Annotated in this window: 23 protein-coding genes; 14 read left to right on the forward strand and 9 right to left on the reverse strand. The window is 57.0% G+C overall.

Annotated elements, in window-relative coordinates; genetic code table 11:
- Positions 1-1,149, reverse strand: coding sequence for an efflux RND transporter periplasmic adaptor subunit (locus GOW04_RS13860; protein ID WP_171232927.1), 1,149 nt, complete (start codon positions 1,147-1,149; stop codon positions 1-3).
- Positions 1,150-1,250: 101 nt separating this feature from the next.
- Here GOW04_RS13860 and GOW04_RS13865 point away from each other — a divergent pair, with 101 nt between their 5' ends.
- From GOW04_RS13865 to ureG, 10 genes are all read left to right on the forward strand, one after another.
- Positions 1,251-1,868 (forward strand): TetR/AcrR family transcriptional regulator, encoded by a 618-nt coding sequence (locus tag GOW04_RS13865; RefSeq protein ID WP_171232928.1) that lies wholly within the window; start codon positions 1,251-1,253, stop codon positions 1,866-1,868.
- Between the two features lie 407 nt (positions 1,869-2,275).
- Complete coding sequence (locus GOW04_RS13870) at positions 2,276-3,013, forward strand: urease accessory protein UreD (protein WP_371814404.1); 738 nt, start codon at positions 2,276-2,278, stop codon at positions 3,011-3,013.
- A gap of 1 nt (position 3,014) precedes the next feature.
- Complete coding sequence (locus GOW04_RS13875; protein WP_152459090.1) at positions 3,015-3,317, forward strand: urease subunit gamma; 303 nt, start codon at positions 3,015-3,017, stop codon at positions 3,315-3,317.
- A gap of 18 nt (positions 3,318-3,335) precedes the next feature.
- Positions 3,336-3,497 carry a hypothetical protein gene (locus GOW04_RS13880; protein WP_171169025.1) on the forward strand — a complete coding sequence of 54 codons (162 nt, stop codon included), beginning with the start codon at positions 3,336-3,338 and terminating at the stop codon, positions 3,495-3,497.
- On the forward strand, positions 3,494-3,826 hold the full coding sequence (locus tag GOW04_RS13885; RefSeq protein WP_171229060.1) for an urease subunit beta: 333 nt from the start codon (positions 3,494-3,496) through the stop codon (positions 3,824-3,826). Before GOW04_RS13880 ends, GOW04_RS13885 begins: the two co-directional genes overlap by 4 nt.
- The gene (gene ureC / locus GOW04_RS13890) at positions 3,801-5,561 is read left to right on the forward strand and encodes an urease subunit alpha (RefSeq protein ID WP_171232929.1); all 1,761 of its coding nucleotides are present in this window, start codon (positions 3,801-3,803) and stop codon (positions 5,559-5,561) included. Before GOW04_RS13885 ends, ureC begins: the two co-directional genes overlap by 26 nt.
- Before the next feature lie 121 nt (positions 5,562-5,682).
- Entirely contained in the window at positions 5,683-5,907 is a 225-nt protein-coding gene (locus GOW04_RS13895; RefSeq protein ID WP_171232930.1) for a DUF1127 domain-containing protein, read from the forward strand.
- Between the two features lie 28 nt (positions 5,908-5,935).
- Positions 5,936-6,388, forward strand: coding sequence for an urease accessory protein UreE (gene ureE, locus GOW04_RS13900; RefSeq protein ID WP_171229062.1), 453 nt, complete (start codon positions 5,936-5,938; stop codon positions 6,386-6,388).
- Positions 6,372-7,025, forward strand: coding sequence for an urease accessory protein UreF (locus GOW04_RS13905; protein WP_171232931.1), 654 nt, complete (start codon positions 6,372-6,374; stop codon positions 7,023-7,025). Before ureE ends, GOW04_RS13905 begins: the two co-directional genes overlap by 17 nt.
- A complete protein-coding gene (ureG, locus tag GOW04_RS13910) occupies positions 7,022-7,651 on the forward strand; it encodes an urease accessory protein UreG (RefSeq protein WP_171232932.1) in 630 nt (209 codons plus the stop codon). Before GOW04_RS13905 ends, ureG begins: the two co-directional genes overlap by 4 nt.
- A gap of 284 nt (positions 7,652-7,935) precedes the next feature.
- On the opposite strand, the gene tcuB is transcribed toward ureG, so the two are convergent.
- Genes tcuB through GOW04_RS13925 form a run of 3 tightly spaced genes read right to left on the reverse strand, consistent with a single transcriptional unit; the run spans position 7,936 to position 11,091 of the window.
- Complete coding sequence (gene tcuB, locus GOW04_RS13915; RefSeq protein WP_171232934.1) at positions 7,936-9,015, reverse strand: tricarballylate utilization 4Fe-4S protein TcuB; 1,080 nt, start codon at positions 9,013-9,015, stop codon at positions 7,936-7,938.
- Complete coding sequence (gene tcuA, locus GOW04_RS13920; RefSeq protein WP_171232936.1) at positions 9,005-10,399, reverse strand: FAD-dependent tricarballylate dehydrogenase TcuA; 1,395 nt, start codon at positions 10,397-10,399, stop codon at positions 9,005-9,007. The genes tcuB and tcuA overlap by 11 nt, the downstream gene beginning before the upstream one ends.
- 11 nt (positions 10,400-10,410) lie before the next feature.
- The gene (locus GOW04_RS13925) at positions 10,411-11,091 is read right to left on the reverse strand and encodes a GntR family transcriptional regulator (RefSeq protein ID WP_171118934.1); all 681 of its coding nucleotides are present in this window, start codon (positions 11,089-11,091) and stop codon (positions 10,411-10,413) included.
- Between the two features lie 168 nt (positions 11,092-11,259).
- On the opposite strand from GOW04_RS13925, the gene GOW04_RS13930 reads away from it, so the two are divergent.
- A complete protein-coding gene (locus tag GOW04_RS13930) occupies positions 11,260-12,234 on the forward strand; it encodes an AbrB family transcriptional regulator (protein ID WP_254430152.1) in 975 nt (324 codons plus the stop codon).
- On the opposite strand, the gene GOW04_RS13935 is transcribed toward GOW04_RS13930, so the two are convergent.
- The 5 genes from GOW04_RS13935 to GOW04_RS13955 all read right to left on the reverse strand — a co-directional run bounded on the left by GOW04_RS13935 (position 12,203) and on the right by GOW04_RS13955 (position 17,831).
- Complete coding sequence (locus GOW04_RS13935; protein ID WP_171232937.1) at positions 12,203-13,183, reverse strand: D-2-hydroxyacid dehydrogenase family protein; 981 nt, start codon at positions 13,181-13,183, stop codon at positions 12,203-12,205. The two genes, GOW04_RS13930 and GOW04_RS13935, sit on opposite strands and share 32 nt — an antisense overlap.
- On the reverse strand, positions 13,180-13,416 hold the full coding sequence (locus GOW04_RS13940; RefSeq protein ID WP_152459102.1) for a hypothetical protein: 237 nt from the start codon (positions 13,414-13,416) through the stop codon (positions 13,180-13,182). Before GOW04_RS13940 ends, GOW04_RS13935 begins: the two co-directional genes overlap by 4 nt.
- A gap of 51 nt (positions 13,417-13,467) precedes the next feature.
- Positions 13,468-14,556 carry a 4-oxalomesaconate tautomerase gene (locus tag GOW04_RS13945; protein WP_152459103.1) on the reverse strand — a complete coding sequence of 363 codons (1,089 nt, stop codon included), beginning with the start codon at positions 14,554-14,556 and terminating at the stop codon, positions 13,468-13,470.
- A 79-nt stretch (positions 14,557-14,635) separates the two neighbouring features.
- Positions 14,636-16,666 (reverse strand): tripartite tricarboxylate transporter permease, encoded by a 2,031-nt coding sequence (locus GOW04_RS13950; protein WP_171232939.1) that lies wholly within the window; start codon positions 16,664-16,666, stop codon positions 14,636-14,638.
- A gap of 76 nt (positions 16,667-16,742) precedes the next feature.
- Positions 16,743-17,831: a tricarboxylate transporter gene (locus GOW04_RS13955; protein WP_171118945.1), complete on the reverse strand. Its 1,089-nt coding sequence runs from the start codon at positions 17,829-17,831 to the stop codon at positions 16,743-16,745.
- 139 nt (positions 17,832-17,970) lie between these two features.
- On the opposite strand from GOW04_RS13955, the gene GOW04_RS13960 reads away from it, so the two are divergent.
- The 3 genes from GOW04_RS13960 (at position 17,971) to GOW04_RS13970 (ending at position 21,404) form a co-directional block, all read left to right on the forward strand.
- A complete protein-coding gene (locus tag GOW04_RS13960) occupies positions 17,971-18,639 on the forward strand; it encodes a response regulator transcription factor (protein WP_171118947.1) in 669 nt (222 codons plus the stop codon).
- Between the two features lie 53 nt (positions 18,640-18,692).
- Entirely contained in the window at positions 18,693-20,003 is a 1,311-nt protein-coding gene (locus tag GOW04_RS13965) for a sensor histidine kinase (RefSeq protein ID WP_371814405.1), read from the forward strand.
- Positions 20,004-20,516: 513 nt separating this feature from the next.
- Positions 20,517-21,404 (forward strand): AraC family transcriptional regulator, encoded by an 888-nt coding sequence (locus GOW04_RS13970; RefSeq protein WP_171232940.1) that lies wholly within the window; start codon positions 20,517-20,519, stop codon positions 21,402-21,404.
- The last annotated feature ends 8 nt before the right edge of the window (positions 21,405-21,412 follow it).

The raw sequence follows: 21,412 nt of genomic DNA on the forward strand, positions 1-21,412 counted from the left end.
TCAACCCCCATCCGACAGCGGCGCGACGCGCTGACCCGGCAGAAACGAGGCCAAAGGTGTCTTGGCCACGCGCCATGGGCCGTTCCCGTCGGGGGCCTTTATTGTGACAGCACCTTCGCTGCGGAACAGGATGTTCGGGCTGAACCTCTGAAGGTGGTCGTTTTCATCCACAAGCCAAATGTATCCCGCACGCGTCAGGGCGCTTTCCGGCATGGTCACGGTGTCAGCAATTCGCCGTCCTGGAATGTGCACCTTCAGAAAGTCTCCGGCGAGTATGCCGTCACCGGGGTTTGCGACATCCAAAAAGACGCGCACCTGTCGTGTGTCCTGATCCAGAAACCCGCCTCCACGCCGGACCCGAGCCTGCCCAAGGCTTTCGCCCGAGCGGTGCGTCAGGTCAACAGCAACGCCAGAGATCGGATGATCGAACAGCGCCCAATCCGCTTGGCTGAACGCGGCAACCAGTTCGAATTGCCGGTTGTCCGACAGGTGTATCAGGGGATCGCCCGGGTTGACCGCCTGGCCAAGGCTGGCAAAGCGACGGGTGACAAAGCCTGAAAACGGGGCAACAATTTCTGCGTCCTTCAGGTCATTTCTCGCCGCATTCAGGCGTGCCTGCGCCGCTGCAACGGTTTTTTCGGCGACGCGCAATTGCGGCAGGTTCACGGCCAGTTCGTTTGGCGGTTCCACACCGTCTCGTTCGAACTGCCGTTTCGCGACGGTTACGTTGTTCTGCGCGCGCAACAGTGCAAGCTCTGCTCGCTCAAGCTCCATCTCAGCGGCTGCAACGGCGCTTTGATAAGGGGCATTTTCGATTGAAAACAAAGGGTCGCCCCCTTCCACCTGTGTCCCGGCCAAAGCACCGGCATGGACTGCGGTGATGCGCCCGGACACAGCAGATCGCAGCTCGGCATCCCAACGAGGCCGAACTTCGGCAAATGCAGAAACACGCGCCTGCACGGTTTCCGGAACAACAGTTACGACAGAGACGGTCGGTGGCGGAGGTGAGATGTTTGTTGCCTGAACATCAACCGTATCTTCCGCGTCAAACAACAGGATGACGACCGCCACAAACAGCATCAGCGACAATCCAATCCAGAGCCATCGTCGGGCTGGTCTTCGCTGAGCTTCTGAGGTTTTGTCTGTCATTGTCCTGTTTTTCCTGAGCCGCCTGAACCATTGCGCCTTGTGGTGCACGATTGGATGTGATATAATATGAACGATCGTTCGTTCAATATTAAAAAGAAAAAATGACCGAAAGCACCAAAAAACCAGGGTCAGCCCGAGAAAAGGCTTCAGCCAAGCGCCGCAACCAGATTTTGGAGGCCGCCGTCATGTGTTTTCTCGAGCGCGGCTATCATCAGACCGGCGTCCGCGATATCGCAGCGCGGGCGGGCGTCAGCCTTGGAAACCTCTACAACCATTTTCGCGGCAAGCATGATGTGCTTGTGGAAATCGCAATGCTCGAACGCCGCGAACTGGAGCCGTTTCTGGAAGTCCTGAACTCAAATTCACCCGTGCCTAAAGTGTTGAAAAAGTTCATCAAAGCCTACGCCAACTATCTGGCTGCGCCGGAAAACGTCATCCTCACCTTGGAGATTTCGAGCGAAGCCGTTCGTCAACAGGATATCGCGCGACTGTTCGTCGAAAACCGAGCCAGACTGACCGAGGCGCTTGAAGAAGTAGTGAGACGCGGCGTGGAGGCGGGAGATCTGCGCGCTGTTCCGAATCCTCTACAGGCGTCGCAATTGGTGATAGAGGTTCTGGAAGGAAGCGCGTATCGCAGCGTTCTGTCGGAAACGCCCATGAGCAAAATCGCTGGAAGCATGGAGGATTTCATTCTGAGCTCTCTGCTGGCGCGTCGATGAAGCCTGTGTCACTTGTCTATTCGAGGCTGATGAAAGCCTGCGAACGGGAAGACGCACTGTGGCAATCGTGCGGATAGCTGAGTTCAGCTTTCCGCCCATCCTTCAGGAAAACGAAGCCTCCCCAAGTTACCTTTAACCCAATTTGGGAAATCGGCGAGATGCGCATATTTTTTCATCCAAGCCAATGGTTGCTGTCTAAAATTTAATCACATGATGTGAAATTAAGCAGATTCTGACGCTGCAAGTTAGTGTTCCGATACTTCAACAGAGAAACAGGTGGCAGCAAAACGAAGCGCTGTAGGTGCCCTATTACACAAGTTGCAACCATATTACCCGCGCACAGCGCAGTACCACCGCGTGCAGCAGGCACCGTCAGCTTAAGCACCAAGCAATTGCGCAACAGGACCGTGCTGAACAAGTTTCGCCAATCTGGGTCTTTCAAATGCCTATTCCCCAGAACCACGACACCTGAACTTGATGCGGTTCTGCTAAACTCGGCAGGCGGAGTGACCGGAGGAGATTCATTTCGGTTTTCTTGCAAGGCAGCAAAAGGCACGGCGCTGACCTTGACTACGCAAGCTTGCGAGCGCGCTTACAAGGCCCAGCCCAAAGAATGGGGCCAGGTTACAAATCATTTGACGGTAGAGGCTGGAGCCCGGCTGAACTGGTTGCCGCAAGAGACCATTCTGTACAATGGCAGTGCGTTGGACCGGCGCCTCAGGATCGACCTGTCACCGGATGCCGACATGCTGATGGTGGAACCGCTTGTTTTTGGACGCGTCGCCATGGGTGAAACGTTGACTGAAATCCGCTTGCGCGATCAGATCGAGATTTGGCGCGAAGGAACGCCGGTGTTTCTCGATGCGATTAGGTTCGCTGGTGATTGGCACACTCACTTGGCTAAGCGGCATATTGCAAACGGCGCAGGGGCGATGGCCCTGATCGTCTTAATGTCGCGTTCCGCCGAAGGTCATCTGGAACCTGTCAGGGAATTGCTGCCGGACGCCGCCGGGGCAACTCTGATCCGGAAAGACCTACTGGTCATTCGCATTCTGGCCGGCGACAGCTTTGCACTGCGCCGCACATTGATGCCGGTTCTGCGCCGGCTGAACAACGACACATTGCCCCGATGCTGGATGCTCTGACATGAACCTGACCCCTCGTGAAAAAGACAAACTACTGGTGGCCATGGCCGCCGAGGTCGCTCGCAAACGGCTGGCGCGTGGCGTCAAGCTGAATCACCCCGAGGCCATTGCGTTGATTACCGATGCCGTGGTCGAAGGCGCGCGCGATGGTCGTTCGGTCGCCGATATGATGCAAGCAGGGGCTGAAGTGATCTCTCGGGAACACTGCATGGAAGGCGTGCCCGAGATGATCCACGAGGTGCAGGTCGAAGCCACTTTCCCGGATGGCACAAAACTTGTGACTGTCCACAACCCCATTCGTTAATTTCCAAAGGAGTCACCCATGATCCGCATGCTGTTTCCCGCTCTCATTCTGGCTGGTCCGGCCACGGCCCATTCGGATACCCATATTCACGCCCATGGCAGCGATTACACCGCGCTTGCAGTTGGGTTGGCTTTGATCGGGGTCATCGCCATAACCGTGATTTTGAAGCTGCCGAAATGATTCCGGGTGAGATTATACCTGCCGAAGGCTCACTGACACTGAACGCGGGACGCAGCAGCCGTCTTGTTATTGTCGCCAATACAGGCGATCGACCCATACAGGTCGGCAGCCACTACCATTTTTCCGAAGCAAACTCGGCCCTGGATTTTGATCGGTATGCAGCTTTGGGTATGCGGCTGGACATCCCGGCGGGTACCGCGGTGCGATTTGAGCCAGGCCAAACTCGCGAAGTTATACTGGTGCCATTTGAAGGGCGCCGGCACATTTACGGTTTCAATATGCATATCATGGGGGCTCTGAAAGATGCCGGGCAAGATCAGTCGGAGTGACTATGCCTCCATGTTCGGCCCCACGGTCGGCGACAAAGTACGATTGGCAGATACCGATCTGATCATCGAGGTAGAAAAAGACCTTATCGTGGAGCGCGCAACAACTGCGCGTTTTAGTGAAACCGGCCACCGCGAAGATGTCTATGGTGAAGAGGTCAAGTTCGGTGGCGGCAAAGTCATTCGCGATGGGATGGGGCAGTCACAGGCCACGCGAGCCGAGGGGGCCGTGGACACTGTGATCACCAATGCTCTGATCGTGGATCACTCGGGTATCTACAAGGCGGATGTCGGTCTGAAGAACGGGCGCATCGCCAAGATCGGCAAAGCCGGAAATCCAGATACGCAACCCGGAGTAGACATCATCATCGGTCCCGGCACAGAAGCCATCGCGGGCGAAGGTCGCATCCTGACGGCTGGCGGGTTCGACAGCCATATTCACTTCATCTGCCCGCAACAGATCGAGGACGCGCTGCATTCTGGCCTGACGACCATGCTTGGCGGTGGCACCGGCCCGGCACATGGCACTCTGGCGACCACATGTACCCCGGGCCCGTGGCATATTGGCCGGATGTTGCAGGCGGCGGATGCTTTTCCCATGAATCTTGCTTTTGCAGGCAAGGGAAATGCTTCGCTTCCCGCTGCTTTGGAGGAACAGGTCAAAGCCGGGGCTTGTGCCCTGAAACTGCACGAGGACTGGGGTACGACCCCGGCGGCCATCGATTGCTGCCTTTCGGTCGCTGACGCGATGGACGTTCAGGTGATGATCCACACTGACACGCTCAACGAATCCGGGTTTGTTGAAAATACGGTTGCCGCGATAAAGGGTCGGACTATCCACGCTTTCCACACTGAAGGCGCGGGCGGCGGCCACGCACCAGATATCATCAAAATCTGCGGAGAGGACCATGTCCTGCCCTCCTCTACAAACCCCACGCGGCCTTTTTCGGTGAACACGGTCGAGGAACATCTGGACATGCTGATGGTCTGCCATCACCTCGACAAATCCATCCCCGAGGACGTGGCTTTTGCTGAAAGCCGCATCCGGCGTGAGACCATCGCGGCTGAAGATATCCTGCACGACATGGGCGCGTTCAGCATCATTGCGTCCGACAGTCAGGCTATGGGCCGCGTGGGCGAGGTGTTGATCCGGACGTGGCAAACCGCCGACAAAATGAAGAAACAGCGCGGGCGCCTTCCCGAGGAAACAGGCGAAAACGACAACCTGCGCGTCAGACGCTATATCGCCAAATACACGATCAACCCGGCCATTGCCCATGGCCTGAGCCACGAGATTGGCAGTATCAAAGAAGGCAAACGTGCCGATCTCGTTTTATGGAACCCTGCCTTTTTTGGTGTGAAACCCGAGATGGTTTTGCTGGGCGGTACGATTGCTTGTGCCCAAATGGGTGACCCAAACGCGTCGATCCCCACACCGCAACCAGTCTATAGCCGCCCGATGTTCGGGGCCTATGGCCGCTCGGTCGAGCATTCGGCAATCACATTTGTCTCTGAGGCCGCACAGGCCGACAGGATTGGCGATACACTGGGCTTGGCGAAGCAGACCGTCGCTGTCCAAAACACACGAGAGATTGGCAAACAGGATCTTTTGCTCAACAACGCGACGCCGCATGTCGAAGTTGATCCGGAAACCTATGAGGTCCGAGCAGACGGTGAATTGCTGACCTGCCAACCGGCCGAAGTGCTGCCGATGGCACAGCGATACTTTATGTTCTGACTAAAAATTATGCTGCGTTGCACCGTGCGCAAGGCAGAAATGACCAAACACCCACTTCAACGTGAGGCCGATATGACAGATATTAATGCTCAAGGGAGGACCAACGTTTACGAGGGTCCAAATGGCACACTCAGCAACACAATCACACGCAGGCTTTTCGCTGCCCGGTCTGATCGCGTCCATCGGATCATCAATCTACGGGGCTCTGATCAGTTTGGCCGAAGCTCAATCGCGCGTGCGGCAAGTCGAATTCCTGCAATCGCTCAGCGACGAAGAGTTGAAAAAACGCGGCCTATCACGCGAACGGATCGTGCATCGGGTGTTTTCGGATTCGATCTGGCTCTGACCATTTCTGCTCCAGAGGAGGCGACGGTATGACCGCCTTGCTCTGCACCGCACGCCGTTACTCGGATCACATGCACGACGACACTGCCGATTGTCTGTCGTTGACCTATGACGATCGGTTTTTGCGCCGAAAGGTTTTAACATGCGAAAGCGGCGAACAGATTCTGGTCGACCTGGCTCAGACAACCTCACTGGATCACGGCGGCGCGCTGATCTTGGACGACGGGCGCGCGGTTGAAATCCAGGCCGCGCCCGAAGCCTTGCTGGAGGTCTCGGCTCCTGATCTGACACGTATCGCATGGCATATCGGCAATCGCCACACGCCCTGCCAGATCGAAAAGGATCGTCTGTTGATCCAGGTCGATCATGTGATCCGAGACATGCTTTTGAAAATCGGGGCCACAGTACGTGAGGTGCACGAACCGTTCACCCCTGAAGGCGGGGCCTACGGCCACGGCAGGACACATGGCCACGCCCACTGAAGCTGATATCCTGACGCTGACCCAGTGGTTGTCTCCGGCATATCCTGTGGGAGGCTTTGCATATTCTCATGGGCTGGAAGCCGCAATTGACGAGGGGGCTATCGCCAGTTCACAAGACGCCGAAGCCTGGATTTCTGATGTGCTGGAACATGGGTCGGGATGGAATGACGCTCTGTTCGTAGTGTCCGCTTACAACGCGCAGAACAATGATGAGCTTATCAGCGTTGATACCAAGGCACGGGCGATCTGCGCTTCATCGGAAAGAAAAATGGAAACCGAATTGCTGGGACAGGCATTCGGGACCGTCACAGGAGACGTCTGGGATTTAGACATCCAACAGCTTTCCTACCCAGTGTCTGTGGGCTACGCCGCGCATCTGCAGAGCCTTCCCATACTGTTAACGACACAGCTGTATCTACAAGCGTTTGCAAGCAACTTGGTCGCGTGCGCAACGCGCCTTGTGCCGCTGGGGCAAACCGACGCTCAAAAGCTGATCCGTAATTTAACACCGCTATGTGCTCATATCGCTGAACAAGCGCAAATGGCAGGCTTGGACGAATTGAGTTCGACTGCGTTCCTGACGGATATCGCGTCGATGAGACACGAAACACAGTATTCAAGGATATTCCGAACATGAGCAGTATGAACGGCCCTCTTCGCGTCGGCATCGGTGGTCCGGTTGGAGCCGGAAAGACCACCTTGACGGCTGCCCTATCTGAAACCCTGCGCGATGTTTGTTCAGTGGGCGTTATCACCAATGATATTTACACTCAGGAAGACGCCGAGGCGCTGATGCGCTTGCAGGTCTTGCCAAGAGACAGGATCATCGGTGTCGAAACGGGGGGTTGCCCACATACAGCTATCCGTGAGGATTCATCGATAAACCTTGCAGCGGTTGCTGAAATGCGAAACCGGCATCCCGATCTTGACATCGTTCTGATCGAAAGTGGCGGCGACAACCTGTCGGCTACATTCAGTCCAGAACTCGCAGACCTTACAATCTATGTGATCGACGTCGCAGCAGGAGAGGAAATCCCGCGAAAAGGCGGACCGGCAATAACGAAATCCGACATCCTGGTCATAAACAAGACCGATCTGGCGCCGCATGTTGGCGCTTCACTGGAGGTCATGGATAGAGATGCAGCCAGAATGCGCAATGGACGGCCCTTTTTGTTCACGTCCCTTCGTCACAAAAAAGGGGTCGGCGCAATTGTCGACCTTTTAGTGAAGAAGGGGGGGTTAATGATTCCAGAAAGGAATTAACGCTCAGAACAAAGATGCCAATCTGTCGACACCTGCCATCGGCTCTGCCGTTCAGAGGCACCTAATTCATAGATTTTTCGTCATTCTGTTTTCGATCGGCGCACAGACTTTACCACTCGCGACTCCAAGCTTTTCCATCAATTCCACACTTTTCGTGGCGGTATCTTTCAGTGCTGCTGAGAAATATTCACGCGAACCCTTTGGGACGTTGACTGCCACCCGCGACACAGCGTCCTTCGATTTTAAATGCGTTTTCCTTTACCTCACTCAGGAAATGCGGGCTGCTAGCGGACCACCGGCACATCTCTTTTTCGTTGCGCATCCCTGACAAGGGCAGCAAGCCGATAGAAACCGTGCGCCATTTTTGTGTAAGGCGTAAGAAGGAAGAACGCGAGAACCGACCCCAGATGGACGGCAAGCAGTGCAGGCATTACTGCGGATGAACCGAAAGCGTAAAGAACAAGCCCGCTCAACGCTACAAACCCAAGAAGTAATATAAATCCGATTTCTCCGCCCCAAGCTGAAACATCGCCGAGATTGCGGTCTGACTTCTGTTTCAGCCGGACCATCATGTAGCAGCCAGCAGTGAGCAAAACGCCCCCTGTGACTCCAAACAGCTTCGGCAATGACCAGAACCCGTAAGGTGCGTGCAGATCGAACCCGTAATGCATGATCGTCGCCACCGAAGTCGAAGCAAAACACAGCAGAAACCCGTACATGATCGCATGATGCACGTGGCGGCGAGCCTGGCTAAAACGGTCTTCGTCCTCGAAATTGCAACCCTCCCCGTGGCCAGCAGCCAGGTCCTGCATTTTGGCCGTTCGGCTTAGCGCGGCTTTCAAGTCTCCCAGTTGGATCGGCTGGCCTCCAACTGCGTGCCAATAGCGCCGCAAGCTGATGCCAATGCTGAACAACGGCAGAAGGAATGCCGGAGCAAAAATCAACACCATCGCATTGTGAGAGAGGACAGAGTAGAAGCCTTCGCCTCCGGTCGAGCCGATCGCGCGAATGGCCCAAAAAATAAGCGCGAAGCCAACGACCAGAGCCAGAGCGATCGCCCCACCATGGCTACGGAAGCAGCGCGCCAGAGGTTGCGGCCAGGTGAAGCTTTCCCAACTGTCGCGCCGGACCTCGGCCAGAGCCTTCGGCAGGTTGAGGTCGAACTCATGCGGCGCCGTGTATTGGCAGGCATAGTAACATCCTCTGCAGTTATGGCAGAGATTGGCCAATTGCGTGATATCGCCGTCCGAGAATGCGCGTTCAGCGTGAAGCGACGGAAAGACCGAGCAATAGCCTTCGCAATACCGGCAGGCATTGCAGATCTCAGCCTGACGGCGGGCTTCCTGTATCAGTTCAGTTCGCATAAGAAGCGGCCTCTCGTCCTGCAATGCGTCCGAAGACGGTTCCGATGGTCATGCCGAACCCGGCCAGATAACCCTGCCCCAAAATCGACCCAGCCATGGTTTCGCCCGCCGCCCAGAGGTTCTGGATTTTGCCGTTTGACAATGAACATTGCGCAGATTCATCCACCTTGAGCCCCAGATAGGTGAAGGTCACACCGGTGCGCAGCGAGTAGCCATAGTAAGGAGGCTCGGTGATCGGGCGCGCCCAATTGGTTTTGGGTGGGGTCAGGCCGGTAGTTGAAACTCCGTCCAATTCCGTTGGATGAAAGCCACTTGTGTCACCGCAGGCGGCGTTGAATTCTGCGACGGTCGTGGTCAGTTTATCGGCGGGCAGACCCATCGCTTTGGCCAGTTCCTCGAGCGTGTCGGCCTTTAACGGCGGAAAAACCGACGGCATGAACAGGTTCAGCGATTTGGCATCAATGATCACATAGCCCACCTGATCCGGCTGGGCTGCGACTAGGCGACCCCAGATCGCGTAACGCTTTGGCCAGACGTCCTCGCCCTCGTCATAGAACCGCTCGGCATCTTTGTTGACAACAATTGAGAATGGAACGCAGTCCAGACGGGTGACGATGCCGCCATCGAATTTCGGAGCACGCCCGTCGACGGCAACGGCGTGGCATTGTGTCGGGTCTCCAACGCTCTCGACGCCTTGATCCAGAAGATCGGCCAGCACGACACCCCGGTTATAGGGCGTGCCCCGGATCAGGAAGTTGCGTGCCGCAGGTCCCCACGCACGCGTCAGCCAATCGGTGTCAGCCTGAAAGCCGCCCGAAGCGACGATGACCGCTTTGGGCGTTATGCGATGGGATTGGCCTTCGCAGGTGAAGTCTACCCACTCAATCCGGTCTCCGTTCAATTCGAGATGCGTGACGGCGGCTTCGTACAGGACTTCGACGCCCAGCTTCGCTGCTGTCCGGTAATAGGCATTTACCAGCGATTTACCGCCGCCCATAAAGAACGCATTCGTCCGCGCCAGCGATAGCGTCCCCGACAAAGAGGGCTGGAACCGAACTCCGTGGTCCTCCATCCAGGGAAGACATTCCTCGGACGTGCGAATTGCGAGGCGCGCCAGATCTTTGTCGGTTTTGCCCCCGGTAACCTTGAGCAGATCTGACAGGTATTCGTCTTCGCTGTATTCCTCGACCAGCGGGCCCAACGGGCTGGAATGCATACAGCGAAAGTTTCGGGTGTGGCGAGAGTTTCCGCCACGATAGGGTTTTGGCGCCGCTTCGAGGATAAGAACGCGCGCGCCTGCTTCGGCGGCGGTCATCGCAGCGCACAGGGCGGCGTTACCTCCGCCAATCACAGCGATATCGTAGGCTTCCTTTTGGGTGGCCATGTGGTTTCCGCCTATTGAGTTTGGTCCGTTGTTCGGTCGCGCTCCTGCAAGGCACGAATGCGCATGCGTTGTGCTGCGTGGATATGTGCGCGCATCTCTTTCTCAGCCGCCGCGCCATCCCGGGCTTTCAAGGCGGCCATGATAAGGCGATGCTCGGCTACTGCGACCTCGGCTCGGTCGCCGTCCAGCAATTGCGACGGACCCAGGATCAGCAACGCCTTTTGTAAAGACAACATGGATTTAGCCAGAAACCGGTTCTTGGCCGCATCCAGAAGCGTCGCATGGAAAATCCGATTGATCCGCGCGGCCTCCGGACCGGTGCCTGCCTCGGCCAGCCGGTCATTCAGCACATCCAGCTCATCCAGTTCGACATCGGACGCCGCCCTTGCCGCCAAACGGGCCGCAGTGCCCTCGAGCACAGCGCGCATCTCATAGAGCTCCATCACTTCGGCGTAATCCAGGCTGCGTACCGTCGCGCCTTGACGGGGGATATGTGTTACCAAGCCATCCGCTTCCAGCTGTCGGATCGCTTCGCGCACAGGCGTGCGGCTAACTCCCAACCTCTCGGACAACTCAATCTCGCGCAGGCGTTCGCCGGGCGGCAGGCTACCTTCGCGAATCTCATCCAGCAGGCGCTGATAGGCGGAATTGCCTTGTGGGCCAGGCTGTAACGGGTCGTCCTGCAGGGTCATCACGCGCTCACTTGTGTTATTGCGTCCACTTGTATACATTTGGATACAAGTTAAGTCAACCGCACCGGAATCTACATTTTGTCCACCCAGATCAACGCACCCTCATCAGCGAAAAAACGTGCCGTGACCTTCGCGCTTGCAGTGTTGGGCACCGGAGCATTCTGGTTAATGAATTTGCCCCTGCCCTTCCTGTTCGGCCCAATGAGCGCCTGTCTGATTGCAGCCCTGGCGCATGCGCCGATGGAGGGATTCGGGCAGGTCTCGGTGGCGGCGCGCACTATCCTGGGCGTTGCCGTGGGAGCATCGATCACTCCGGCCCTGTTTGCCGAATTGCCGAAAATGGCCGCGTCGATTGCGCTGGTTCCGTTCTTTATCCTGCTGATCGCACTGGTCGGAGTGCCATTCTTCCGCAAGGTTTGGGGCTTCGATACTACAACCGCTTTTTATGCTGCCATGCCCGGCGGGTTGCAGGACATGATCATCTTCGGATCCGAGGCGGGTGCCAATCCGCGCACGTTGTCGCTGATCCACGGCACACGCGTGCTGATCATAGTGACGTTGGCCCCGCTATTTCTGACTGTTTTCTATGGCGCTGAACTGACCAACCCAATCGGTGAACCCGCACACGCCCTGCCCGTTCACGAACTGGCCCTGATGGTGTTGGCCGCCTTTATCGGCTGGAAGGGCGGCGAGCGCATCGGTCTCTTCGGCGCGTCGATCCTGGGACCGATGATCCTGACAGCTGCTTTGTCACTTGGGGACTTCATCCATACCCGCCCCCCGCGCGAGGCCATCCTGGCCGCGCAATTCTTCATCGGTTGCGGAATCGGAGTGAAGTTTGTCGGTGTCACCTGGGTGGAATTGCGCAAGGTCGTGGCAGCGGGTTGCGCCTATGTGGTTGTCCTGGCCGTGTTGGCGTCGGCCTTCACTGCTGTTGTCACCACGTTAGGGCTTGGCAAGCCGGTCGAGGCGTTTCTGGCCTTCGCGCCCGGCGGGCAGGCCGAGATGACAGTTCTGGCCATCGTTTCAGGCGCGGACCTGGGCTTTGTGATCACTCACCATCTGACAAGGATTGTGCTGGTGATCATCGGCGCGCCCATCGCCGCCAATCTTATTCTACGGTGGTCCAAACCTCGGGGTTGATCATGTGGATCGGCGCGCCGTCGGCGTAAGCATTTACCTGATCGAAGATATCGGCAAATTGCAGGTCGAACTCATCCTCGGTCACAAAACCAATATGCGGCGTCGCGATCAGGTTGGGATGTGCCAGCAAAGGATCGGTCGCGTCAGTCAGTGGCTCGGAATCGAATACATCAATCGCGGCTTTGCCGGGGCGACCGGCGTTGAGCGCTTCAAGCAAAGCGCCCGGAGCAATCAGCCCGGCCCGTGAAGTGTTCACGAAGATCGCCCCGGGCTGCATCTGCGCAAAATCCGATGCGGTAATGATCGCACGCGTGTCCGGTTTCAGGCGCACATGGAGCGAAACAACATCACTATCGGCAAAAAACGCCTCGCGGCTCGGCGCGACCCTAGCGCCATCCGCTTGCGCACGCGACCGACCTTCATCGGACGACCACCAAACGACATTCATTCCGAACGCCTCGGCATAACCCGCAACCGCACGCGCGATACGGCCGTAACCATAGAGCCCCAATTGACGACCGCGTAGCGTCTTGCCTACCCCTGCCTGCCAGTGCCCTGCCTTGACCGAGGCCATCTGAGCGGGCAAATCCCGCATCCCAGCCATGATCAGCGCCCATGTGAGTTCCGCCGCAGCATAAGACGGCGTGCCGCTATGCATATTCGAACACAGTAAAACACCCTGATCTGTACAGGCCGGCACATCAACATGGGGATAGACGCTGCGCTGGCTGATCAGCTGCAAATTCGGCAACTTTTCCAGCAAGGCGCGCGTGACTTTGGTCCGCTCTCGGAACAGCACCAGCACCTGAGCCTCCTGCAAACGCTTGGCCAAGATGTCAAGATCCTCGACATGATCCGTCCACACCGTCACTTCATGAGCGTTGAGTCTCTCAAAACATGGCAGCCCACGCAGCGTGTCGAACCAATCGTCCAGAATGTGTACTTTCATCGGCTTTCTATACTCTGCCCGGTGGTCAGTTTTCTGGGTGTCGGCACAAAATGCTGCACGTCAAGTGCTGCCAGCGCGTTTCGGACGCGTTCGCTTTGGTCCAACAGATGATTAAATTGCTCGTCGCATCCCGCGATTGGCGTGGGGTATTCGGCCATATCCCGCCGCAAGGCAGCTTGCGCCAACCGGAGCTCCTGACGCGCGATATCGAGGCATTCCGAGTAGTCGTCCATCGTAACCTCTCTCGTTTGTATACAAAAGTATACTAATTTGGAAATACCCAATCAACTCCCTTTCCACACGGATTGTGGAACGTACACATGGCCGTCTGCCAACTTGCGCGCGGTACGAACCAAGCCTGCTGCGTTTACAGTGAACCCATTCTCAGTGGTGAAATCCACCAATACGTCGATCGTGCCCGAGGCATGTTCCAATATGACTTCAGCCGGGCTTGTCGTCGGGCGATCCAGCAAACCGTCCGCGACCGTGCCGGGCGTCAAAGCGCAGGACGCCATGCACTGCGCACCGGTAACCGCCATGGTCGGGTGGGTCTTCCACGGCATAAAATACCGCACCGCAAGCGTTCCGCCCGCTTTGGCAGGAGCTACAAGGCCGAATTTGGGGGTCACGGATTTGGACACATCTCCCATCCCCATCCGTTCCCCGGCTTCGATCCGAACGGCTTCCATCCGGTCAAAAAAGGCGCGGTTGGCGTCGAGATCCTCGGCGCTTTCATAACCCGTCAGTCCGAAATCGGCGGCGCAGGCAATGGCCATTGGCATGGCGACGTCCATGCAAGTCAGTTCGATCCCCTGTACTGTGTCACGCAGGTTGCCGGTGGGCAGGAAAGCACCGGTTGCTGACCCAACCACCCCCATGAAACTCAGCTGCACCGGTGCAGACTGGCCGGGCACCCCGGCAATACCTGTATCACCCTCATAGGTCAGCCTTCCCCCGGGTGTCTGAATCCGGGCCACTACACGGGCCCCGGTGTTGACCGCCCGGATACGGATTTCGGTTTCATCGCCTTGGGGCTCAAACAACCCCATTTCGATTGCAGCGGGGGCGACACCTGACAGGATGTTGCCGCAAGTTGGTTTGAAGTCGACCAACTTATCCTCGACCGCAACCTGCGCGAAGAAATAGTCGATATCGGCCCAGTCATCCTCGCTGACCGACAGCATCGCGACCTTGGTCGTGACCGCCGCGCCACCGCCGATACCATCAATGTTCAGCGACTGCCCGGCCCCGAGGGCAGCGATCAGCACTTTGGCCAAAGTGTCCAGATCCTCGGGCAGATCCGAGCGGCGGAAATACGGGCCCCGAGAGGTTCCGCCCCGCATGAATACATATGGGATTGCTGTTTGGGTCATCGGGTCCCCCCTGGCCAAGACTGAGTGGTGTTTCTTCTGCCCGGCCCGGTACCCAGGCCGAGCGATGTCATCGGGCTGCTCATTTCAATGGCCAGGGCAAGCTGACCATGTCCTGCAACAGTCCAGGTGGGAAATCGCGGTTCAGAGCACCCGCCATCAGGCACATAAAGCCAATACCGGAGGCGGTCAGGATCAGCGCCATCTGCCAGCTGGCCCCCGCCCGAATACGGAAAAACGCGATCAGGAAACCCAGCAATGCAAGGATGAACCCCACCACCCATGTCGCCGCGATGAGACCGGCGAACCACGCCAGCGTGGACCACAAACCATGGGGGGCACTGGCGTCCTCACCCGCAATTTCCTTGTCCGCAAAGATCGCGTCGCCCTCGGGCCGCCGCATCATCTGGATCAGCAGAATCACGCAGCAGAACAAAGAGATGCAGCCGATCACCAGGGGGATGATTTTGTCGGTCATGTTGTAGTCAGGGATCATGTTAGCATTGACCAAAGCCACGATCAGATAGGCCATGATCACCAGTAGAAAGACCAATGGCGCACGCTTTGTACCTGCCTGAACCTCACCCTCGGCCATGATCATCTTGGCTTGCCGGATGCCCAGAATAACCGAGGCAACCGTGACCACGATCAAGACAATGACGATGGGGCTGAAGACATATTCCATCCCTTCGCCAAAGCTCTTTCGGAAACGGAACGATGCAATCTGGAAGGCCTGATTGGTGAACTTTTCAACCGGGTTCGACAGAACAAAGCCGATCAGGAAAGCTGGGCGCGACCAGTCGAACCGTCGCAGGAAGATGCCGATCAAACCAATCACAAACAAGGCCAGCAGGTCTTCGAAGTTCTGACCGGATTGGAAGGCTGCAAAGCTGATCAACATGAACAGGAACGGCGCCAGATAGGTAAAGCGGATCGTGGTCAGCTTGGCGATCCCGCCCGAGGCCGCGATGCACAGGATGGTGCCCACCACGTTGGCCAGCGCCAACAGCCAGACGATCGAATAGGTGATGTCGAGATTGTCTTGAAGCATGCTCGGACCGACTTCGATATCTCCCGACCCCAGCAACGCAACCGCACCAATGAAGATTGCCATCGAGCCCGAGCCCGGAATTCCGAACAGAAGCGTCGGCACCAGACCGCCGCCTTCCTTAGCGTTGTTCGAGCTTTCCGGGCCGATGACCCCGCGCACTTCGCCTTTGCCGAAATTACTCTTGTCCTTGGTGGTTTGAACCGAATGGCCATAAGCGATCCAGTCAACGACCGAACCGCCGAGGCCCGGAATGACGCCGACGACGACCCCGATGATCGAACAGCGGACCGACAGCCAGATATTCGCAAACCAGTCTTTGACGCCTTCCAGCCATCCAGCACCTAACGACGCGCCTTTCGCAATCGACCGATCCTGCCGCAGCAGCGAGACGATTTCGGGCACCGCAAAAATACCCAAACCGACGATGACAAGTTTCAAGCCATCGGTCAGATAAGGAATGTCATAGGTCGCCATCCGAAGCGATCCACCGGCATCGGCCTCGCCAATAGTGCCGACCATCAGGCCTAATCCAGCGGCAGCGACGCCTTTCAGTGGGATGCGTCCTGCCAAAATGGCGACCATCGACAGGCCAAGAATGGTGATCATCAGCATCTCGGGCAGTCCAAAGGCCAGAACGATTGGGCGCGCGATCAGAATGAACATGGTCAGAAAGGTCGCGCCGACCAGCCCTCCGAACAGGGACGAGGAAAAGGCCGCCGACAGCGCCCGCGCGGCCTCGCCCTTTTTGGCCATGGGGAAGCCATCCAGCACTGTGGCCTGCGATGCCGAACTGCCGGGGATGCCCATCAGGACCGATGCGAAAGTGTCAGAGGTCGGAACCACCGCCACCATCCCGATCATCAGGGCCAGACCCAGGATCGGGTCCATGCCGAACATGAAAGGGAGCAAGAGCGACAGGCCGGCAATGCCTCCAAGCCCCGGGAAAACACCCACGGCCAGCCCCATAACGACGCCGAGCACGAGATAGCCCAGAACGATGGGTTGCAGGATCAAACCCCACGCATCACCAAGCGCAGGTAGAGCGGTGGCGAAAACCTCCATATCGGCCGCCTTTCATAAATTGTCTTGTATGTAGAAAAGCGCGCGCCCTTCGTTGGGCGCGCGACGACGTGTCGGCTTAGTTCAGCTCGACACCATAGGCTTCCTTCAGCCAGTTCAGGACATATTGCTTGGCATTGTCATCCACATTGGTCGCGGTTTGCAGCGCAGCTTTTGAGCCGTCGCCGACGAACACCGGATACTTGCCTACGCGTTTGGACGAAATGTCTGCAAAGTCACCACGCTCGGTTACAGCTTGGAACGCCGCGGTGTAGGCATCAACGACCTCTTGTGGCGTGTCACCGGGCAGGAAGGCCAGTTTCTGAACCGGGAAGCCCGCCACGAAGAAGGCTTTCCATGCGTCCCATGCTTCACCGCTGGTTTCACAGCCATCGGTGGCCTCGCAGACCTCTTTGAAAGTCGGGATATCCGGGAAAGTCGGATCGCGCACGATGTTGCCGTCTGCATCCAAGGCACCCCATGTCATCATCGGCACGGCCTGACCAGCCTCGACCAGCGGCGCCGAACCGCCCAGATAGCCCGAGGAGGTTTGATAATCGATGTTGGCCTCTCCACGTTCGAACATCAGGCGTCCGTCTCCACGGCCTTTGATGCCAAAGACAGGCTCAACATTCATACCCAACATCTGCCAAGCCAGCAGCGGCACCAAATCCAACCGGGTTGCACCCTGCGAGCCGTAGATGAAGTTAGTGTCTTTCAGCGCGTTTGCGGAGCCATCAAACTTTGCGCCATCCTCAGCGTTCAGATAGGCGACGCCACCGGTGCCCGATGCCATAACCGGAATCCAGTCGTTATATTCATAACGCACGCGCGGATCGTTCAGCAGATACGGGAATTGAGTTGAACCCGAGGTGCCGAACAGCAGCGTACCGTCATCATGGCTTTGCTCCTGAAACCAGTTCGCACCCTTGGTCGAACCCGCGCCCGGCATAAATTTCACCACCACGGTCGGTTGACCCGGCAGCGCCTCGGACAGAAGCGGCGCAAAGAAGTTGGCCCATTTGGCAGACCCGCCGGTTTCCGAGAACGGGATGACCCATTCAATGGTCTTGCCCGAGAAATCGACCTCGGCTGCGGCGGGTGCTGCGATACCGGCGGCGGCGATCAGCCCCACGACGGCGCGACGGGTGAAGTTGGAAATGGCCATTGGATCCTCCCTGTTGACCAGACAACCACGTCGGCGCCCTCCGCGCCACCGTGATCGCAAATAGAACTGTGGGGTTGATTCCCCCTCCTATCTGGCAATCATGGAGCGCCAACCTTGCGCGAAACTTGCGGGAGCCCGAATGCGGATCGTCATCGTCGAGGATAATGAGACCCTCGCCAACGCCATTGCCTATCGCCTGCGGGATCGGGGCCATGCTGCTGATGTACTGACAGACGGCGATGCAGCCGATCTGTATCTAGAGCAGGAAGGCGCGGACCTGATCGTTCTGGACATCAACCTTCCGGGTCGGTCAGGGCTTGAAATCTTGCGGTCGTTGCGCAACCGGGGTGACAGCGCCCCGGTTATTCTGCTGACCGCGCGCACCGAGACCAGTGACCGAGTGTCTGGTCTGGATATGGGCGCTGACGACTACCTGGTCAAACCTTTCGAGATGGACGAGCTCGAGGCGCGCATCCGCGCCCTGTCTCGTCGCAAGCAACTGGATTACGGCTCGCAAGAGACCATCGGAGAACTGGAATTTGACCGCACCGCGCGGCAGGTCAGCGTAAAGGGACAGGTGCTTGACGTGCCACGCCGAGAAATGGCTGTGCTTGAATGCCTGCTGGAACGGCGCGGCAGAATTGTCCCCAAGGGCCAGCTGACTGACTATGTCTATGGCGTGGGTGCGGATGTCGAAGACTCTGCCGTTGAACCTCATGTATCGCGATTGCGCAAACGCCTTCAGAACCTTGGTATTAGGATCAAGACAGCCCGCGGTCTTGGGTATCTGCTTGAGGTGCAGAAGTGATCAGGCATGGTTCGCTCCGGCTTAGGCTGTTCATTCTGATCCTGACACCCTTGGTGTTGCTCGCGATTCTGCTTGGATATTGGCGCTACACGGTTGCCCGGGAAACGGCGCAAGAGCTTTTTGACGACAGCCTGTTATCTGCTGGTCTGGCGATCTCGCGCGATGTGGCGGTGTCAGACGGCGATGCTTTATCGCCCACCACCCGCAGCTTAATCCGCGATGCATCGGGGGGAGAGATTTTTTACCACGTGACCGGACCCGGCGGTATCTACGTAACCGGTTACGCATATCCACCTGCCTCGGCAAACCCGACAAAACAGGACGTTTACCAACCCCAGTTTTTCGAAGCGGTCTATCGTAACGAGCAGGTGCGCGTATTGAAAATGACCGAACGGGTCACTCTGGATAACCTTGTAGGAGATGCGACGGTCACCGCATGGCAACGCATCGCGGATCGCAACGCGTTTGCCAATGAATTGTCGATCCGAGCAGCTATACTGATGGGCATCCTAATGGCCACCCTTGGCTTTGTCGTCTGGTTCGGCGTTGCGCGCGGCCTGCGACCGTTGCTGGATTTGCAGGACGCCATTGACCTGCGTTCGCCCGACGACCTCAGCAAGATAAAACGCCCGGTCCCGACCGAAGTCCGTGGCATTGTTCAGACCCTGAACCGGCTGTTTGGGCAGGTCGAAGACAGTATTAACGCCCATCAAGTGTTTATCTCAGAAGCTGCGCATCAACTGCGAAATCCAGCAGCCGCAGTCCAGTCCATGGCCGAGGCGCTGCGAGATGCAAAAACGGATGAAGACAGGGACAAACGCATTGTCGAGCTTGTGGCAGCAGCAAAGAACTCGGCCACTGTGGCGGAACAGCTGTTATCACTGGAACGGCTGCGGCAACCTACGCATCAGGATCAGATGGAAAAGATTGATTTCCGCTTGGTCGTGGAAGAAGCTTGTGCAGAGATGGGCGTACACATTCTGGCAAATGGGATCGATTTTGAGGTCACGATGCCGGAGTCTGCAATCATGGTAACAGGGGATCGGGTATTTTTGACTGAGGCCATCAAAAACCTGCTGGACAATGCAGTTAAGCATGGTGGCGCTAAGTTGAGCCGAATTTCAATTGTGCTCTTCTGTGACGGAGGAAATGTCAAACTTACTGTGGCCGATGACGGAACTGGTCTTTCACCCGCCCAAAGCGAAGCAGCATTCAGTCGGTTTTCGCAGCTAGAGTACTCGGAAGGCAGCGGCCTTGGATTGTCAATTGTCTCAGCGGTGGCAAAACGCCATGGAGGAGTGGTTGCAATCAACCAAGTCGAAAAAGGAGCAAGCGTTACACTTGAGCTTCCCATAGCCCTGTAAGTCGTTTCCAGCATTTAGAAGCCCGAAACTCTTCAATATCAAAGGGTACTCTTTGCGGTTGCAGCGAACTGTTGCTTCGTTGCGCATTGCGGTTGTTTCCGGACTATGTTCTGAACGGCTGGCCTCGCAACCATCGGCTAATTTTCCGCGTCATAACAAACCGCCAACGTCGATAAAACCGATGTTGGGTCAAGCGATCTATGGTTGAGTTGTGGCCGTTCGGTGGAACGAGTACGAAAGGCTGCCTGGCGGAACAAAGCTAGCGCTCTTCTGAGACGCCGGTGTTATGCTTTCAGACATAAACCCGTTCCTGACGACCACCAGAGTCTCACACCCGTTTTTTTCATGTATGTCCCCCGTCAGTGCTGATCAATGATGTCGCGTAGGCTGTTCAACGACCACATATAACGCCAGCAAGGTGTTTGATCCTGTACCAGTTGGCCCAACTTATCGAATGTTGTCCGCGATGCGGATACCTGCAAATCTATCTATGTTGCCAGCCGGAGCCGTTCATTGCCTTTGAGATACGCTGATATCTATCCGTCAGAACCGCTTTTGAACAGCGATGCGATGCAGCGCCCTTCGGCGGCTGGTTTGATGTCAGTGCGGTATTTTCGGGCCGAACCTGATCGGATGCCCGAGGAAGTTTTTGCAGAACATCATGTCCTTCTGAACCTTCAGGAAAATGGGCATCGTGTTCAAAACTGGCGAGATGGGACACTGCGTGATTTCACCTTTCGCAAGGACGAAGTCATCGTGACCCCGGCAGGCATGCGGTCAGGTTGGCGGTGGTACGGACAGTCCGACGTGATCGTGATCACCTTGCATCCGGGCAAAGTCCAGCGCTTTGCGCAGTCGGAACTCGGTATGCTGTTGGCGCCGGAGCAGTTTCACGATCAGCCGCAGTTTTACGACCCTGACCTATGTGCTGCAGGCGTCATTTTGCGCGATGCACTTGCAACGGACGATATGTCATCTGCGGTAATGTTCGAAGCCATGAGCCGGGTATTTCTGGTCAAGCTGCTGCAGAAATACGGCAAACGCCGCGCTGAAGAGGTCGAGCTGTCCGCGCGCTTTACCTCTCAGCACTATCAACGGGTGCTGGCCTACGTTCAGGACCGTTTGGATCAGACGATCACCGTCGATCAGATGGCGTCCGAGGCGGGCATGAGCCCCTCGCATTTCGCGCGGGTTTTCAAGGAGACGCTGGGCTCGACTCCCATGCAATATGTCATGGCCTACCGGGTCGAGCAGGCGATGAAGATGATGGAAGACCCGGCGCGCCCTCTGGGGGATATCGCCATGGCCTGTGGGTTCTCAGATCAGGCGCATTTCACGCGCAGTTTCAAACAGGTAGTAGGGCAGACCCCCCGCGCATTTCGTGCGGCAAATGCTGTCTGAAGCAGAAT

This window comes from Ruegeria sp. HKCCA4812 (assembly GCF_013034245.1).
Taxonomy (GTDB): domain Bacteria; phylum Pseudomonadota; class Alphaproteobacteria; order Rhodobacterales; family Rhodobacteraceae; genus Ruegeria.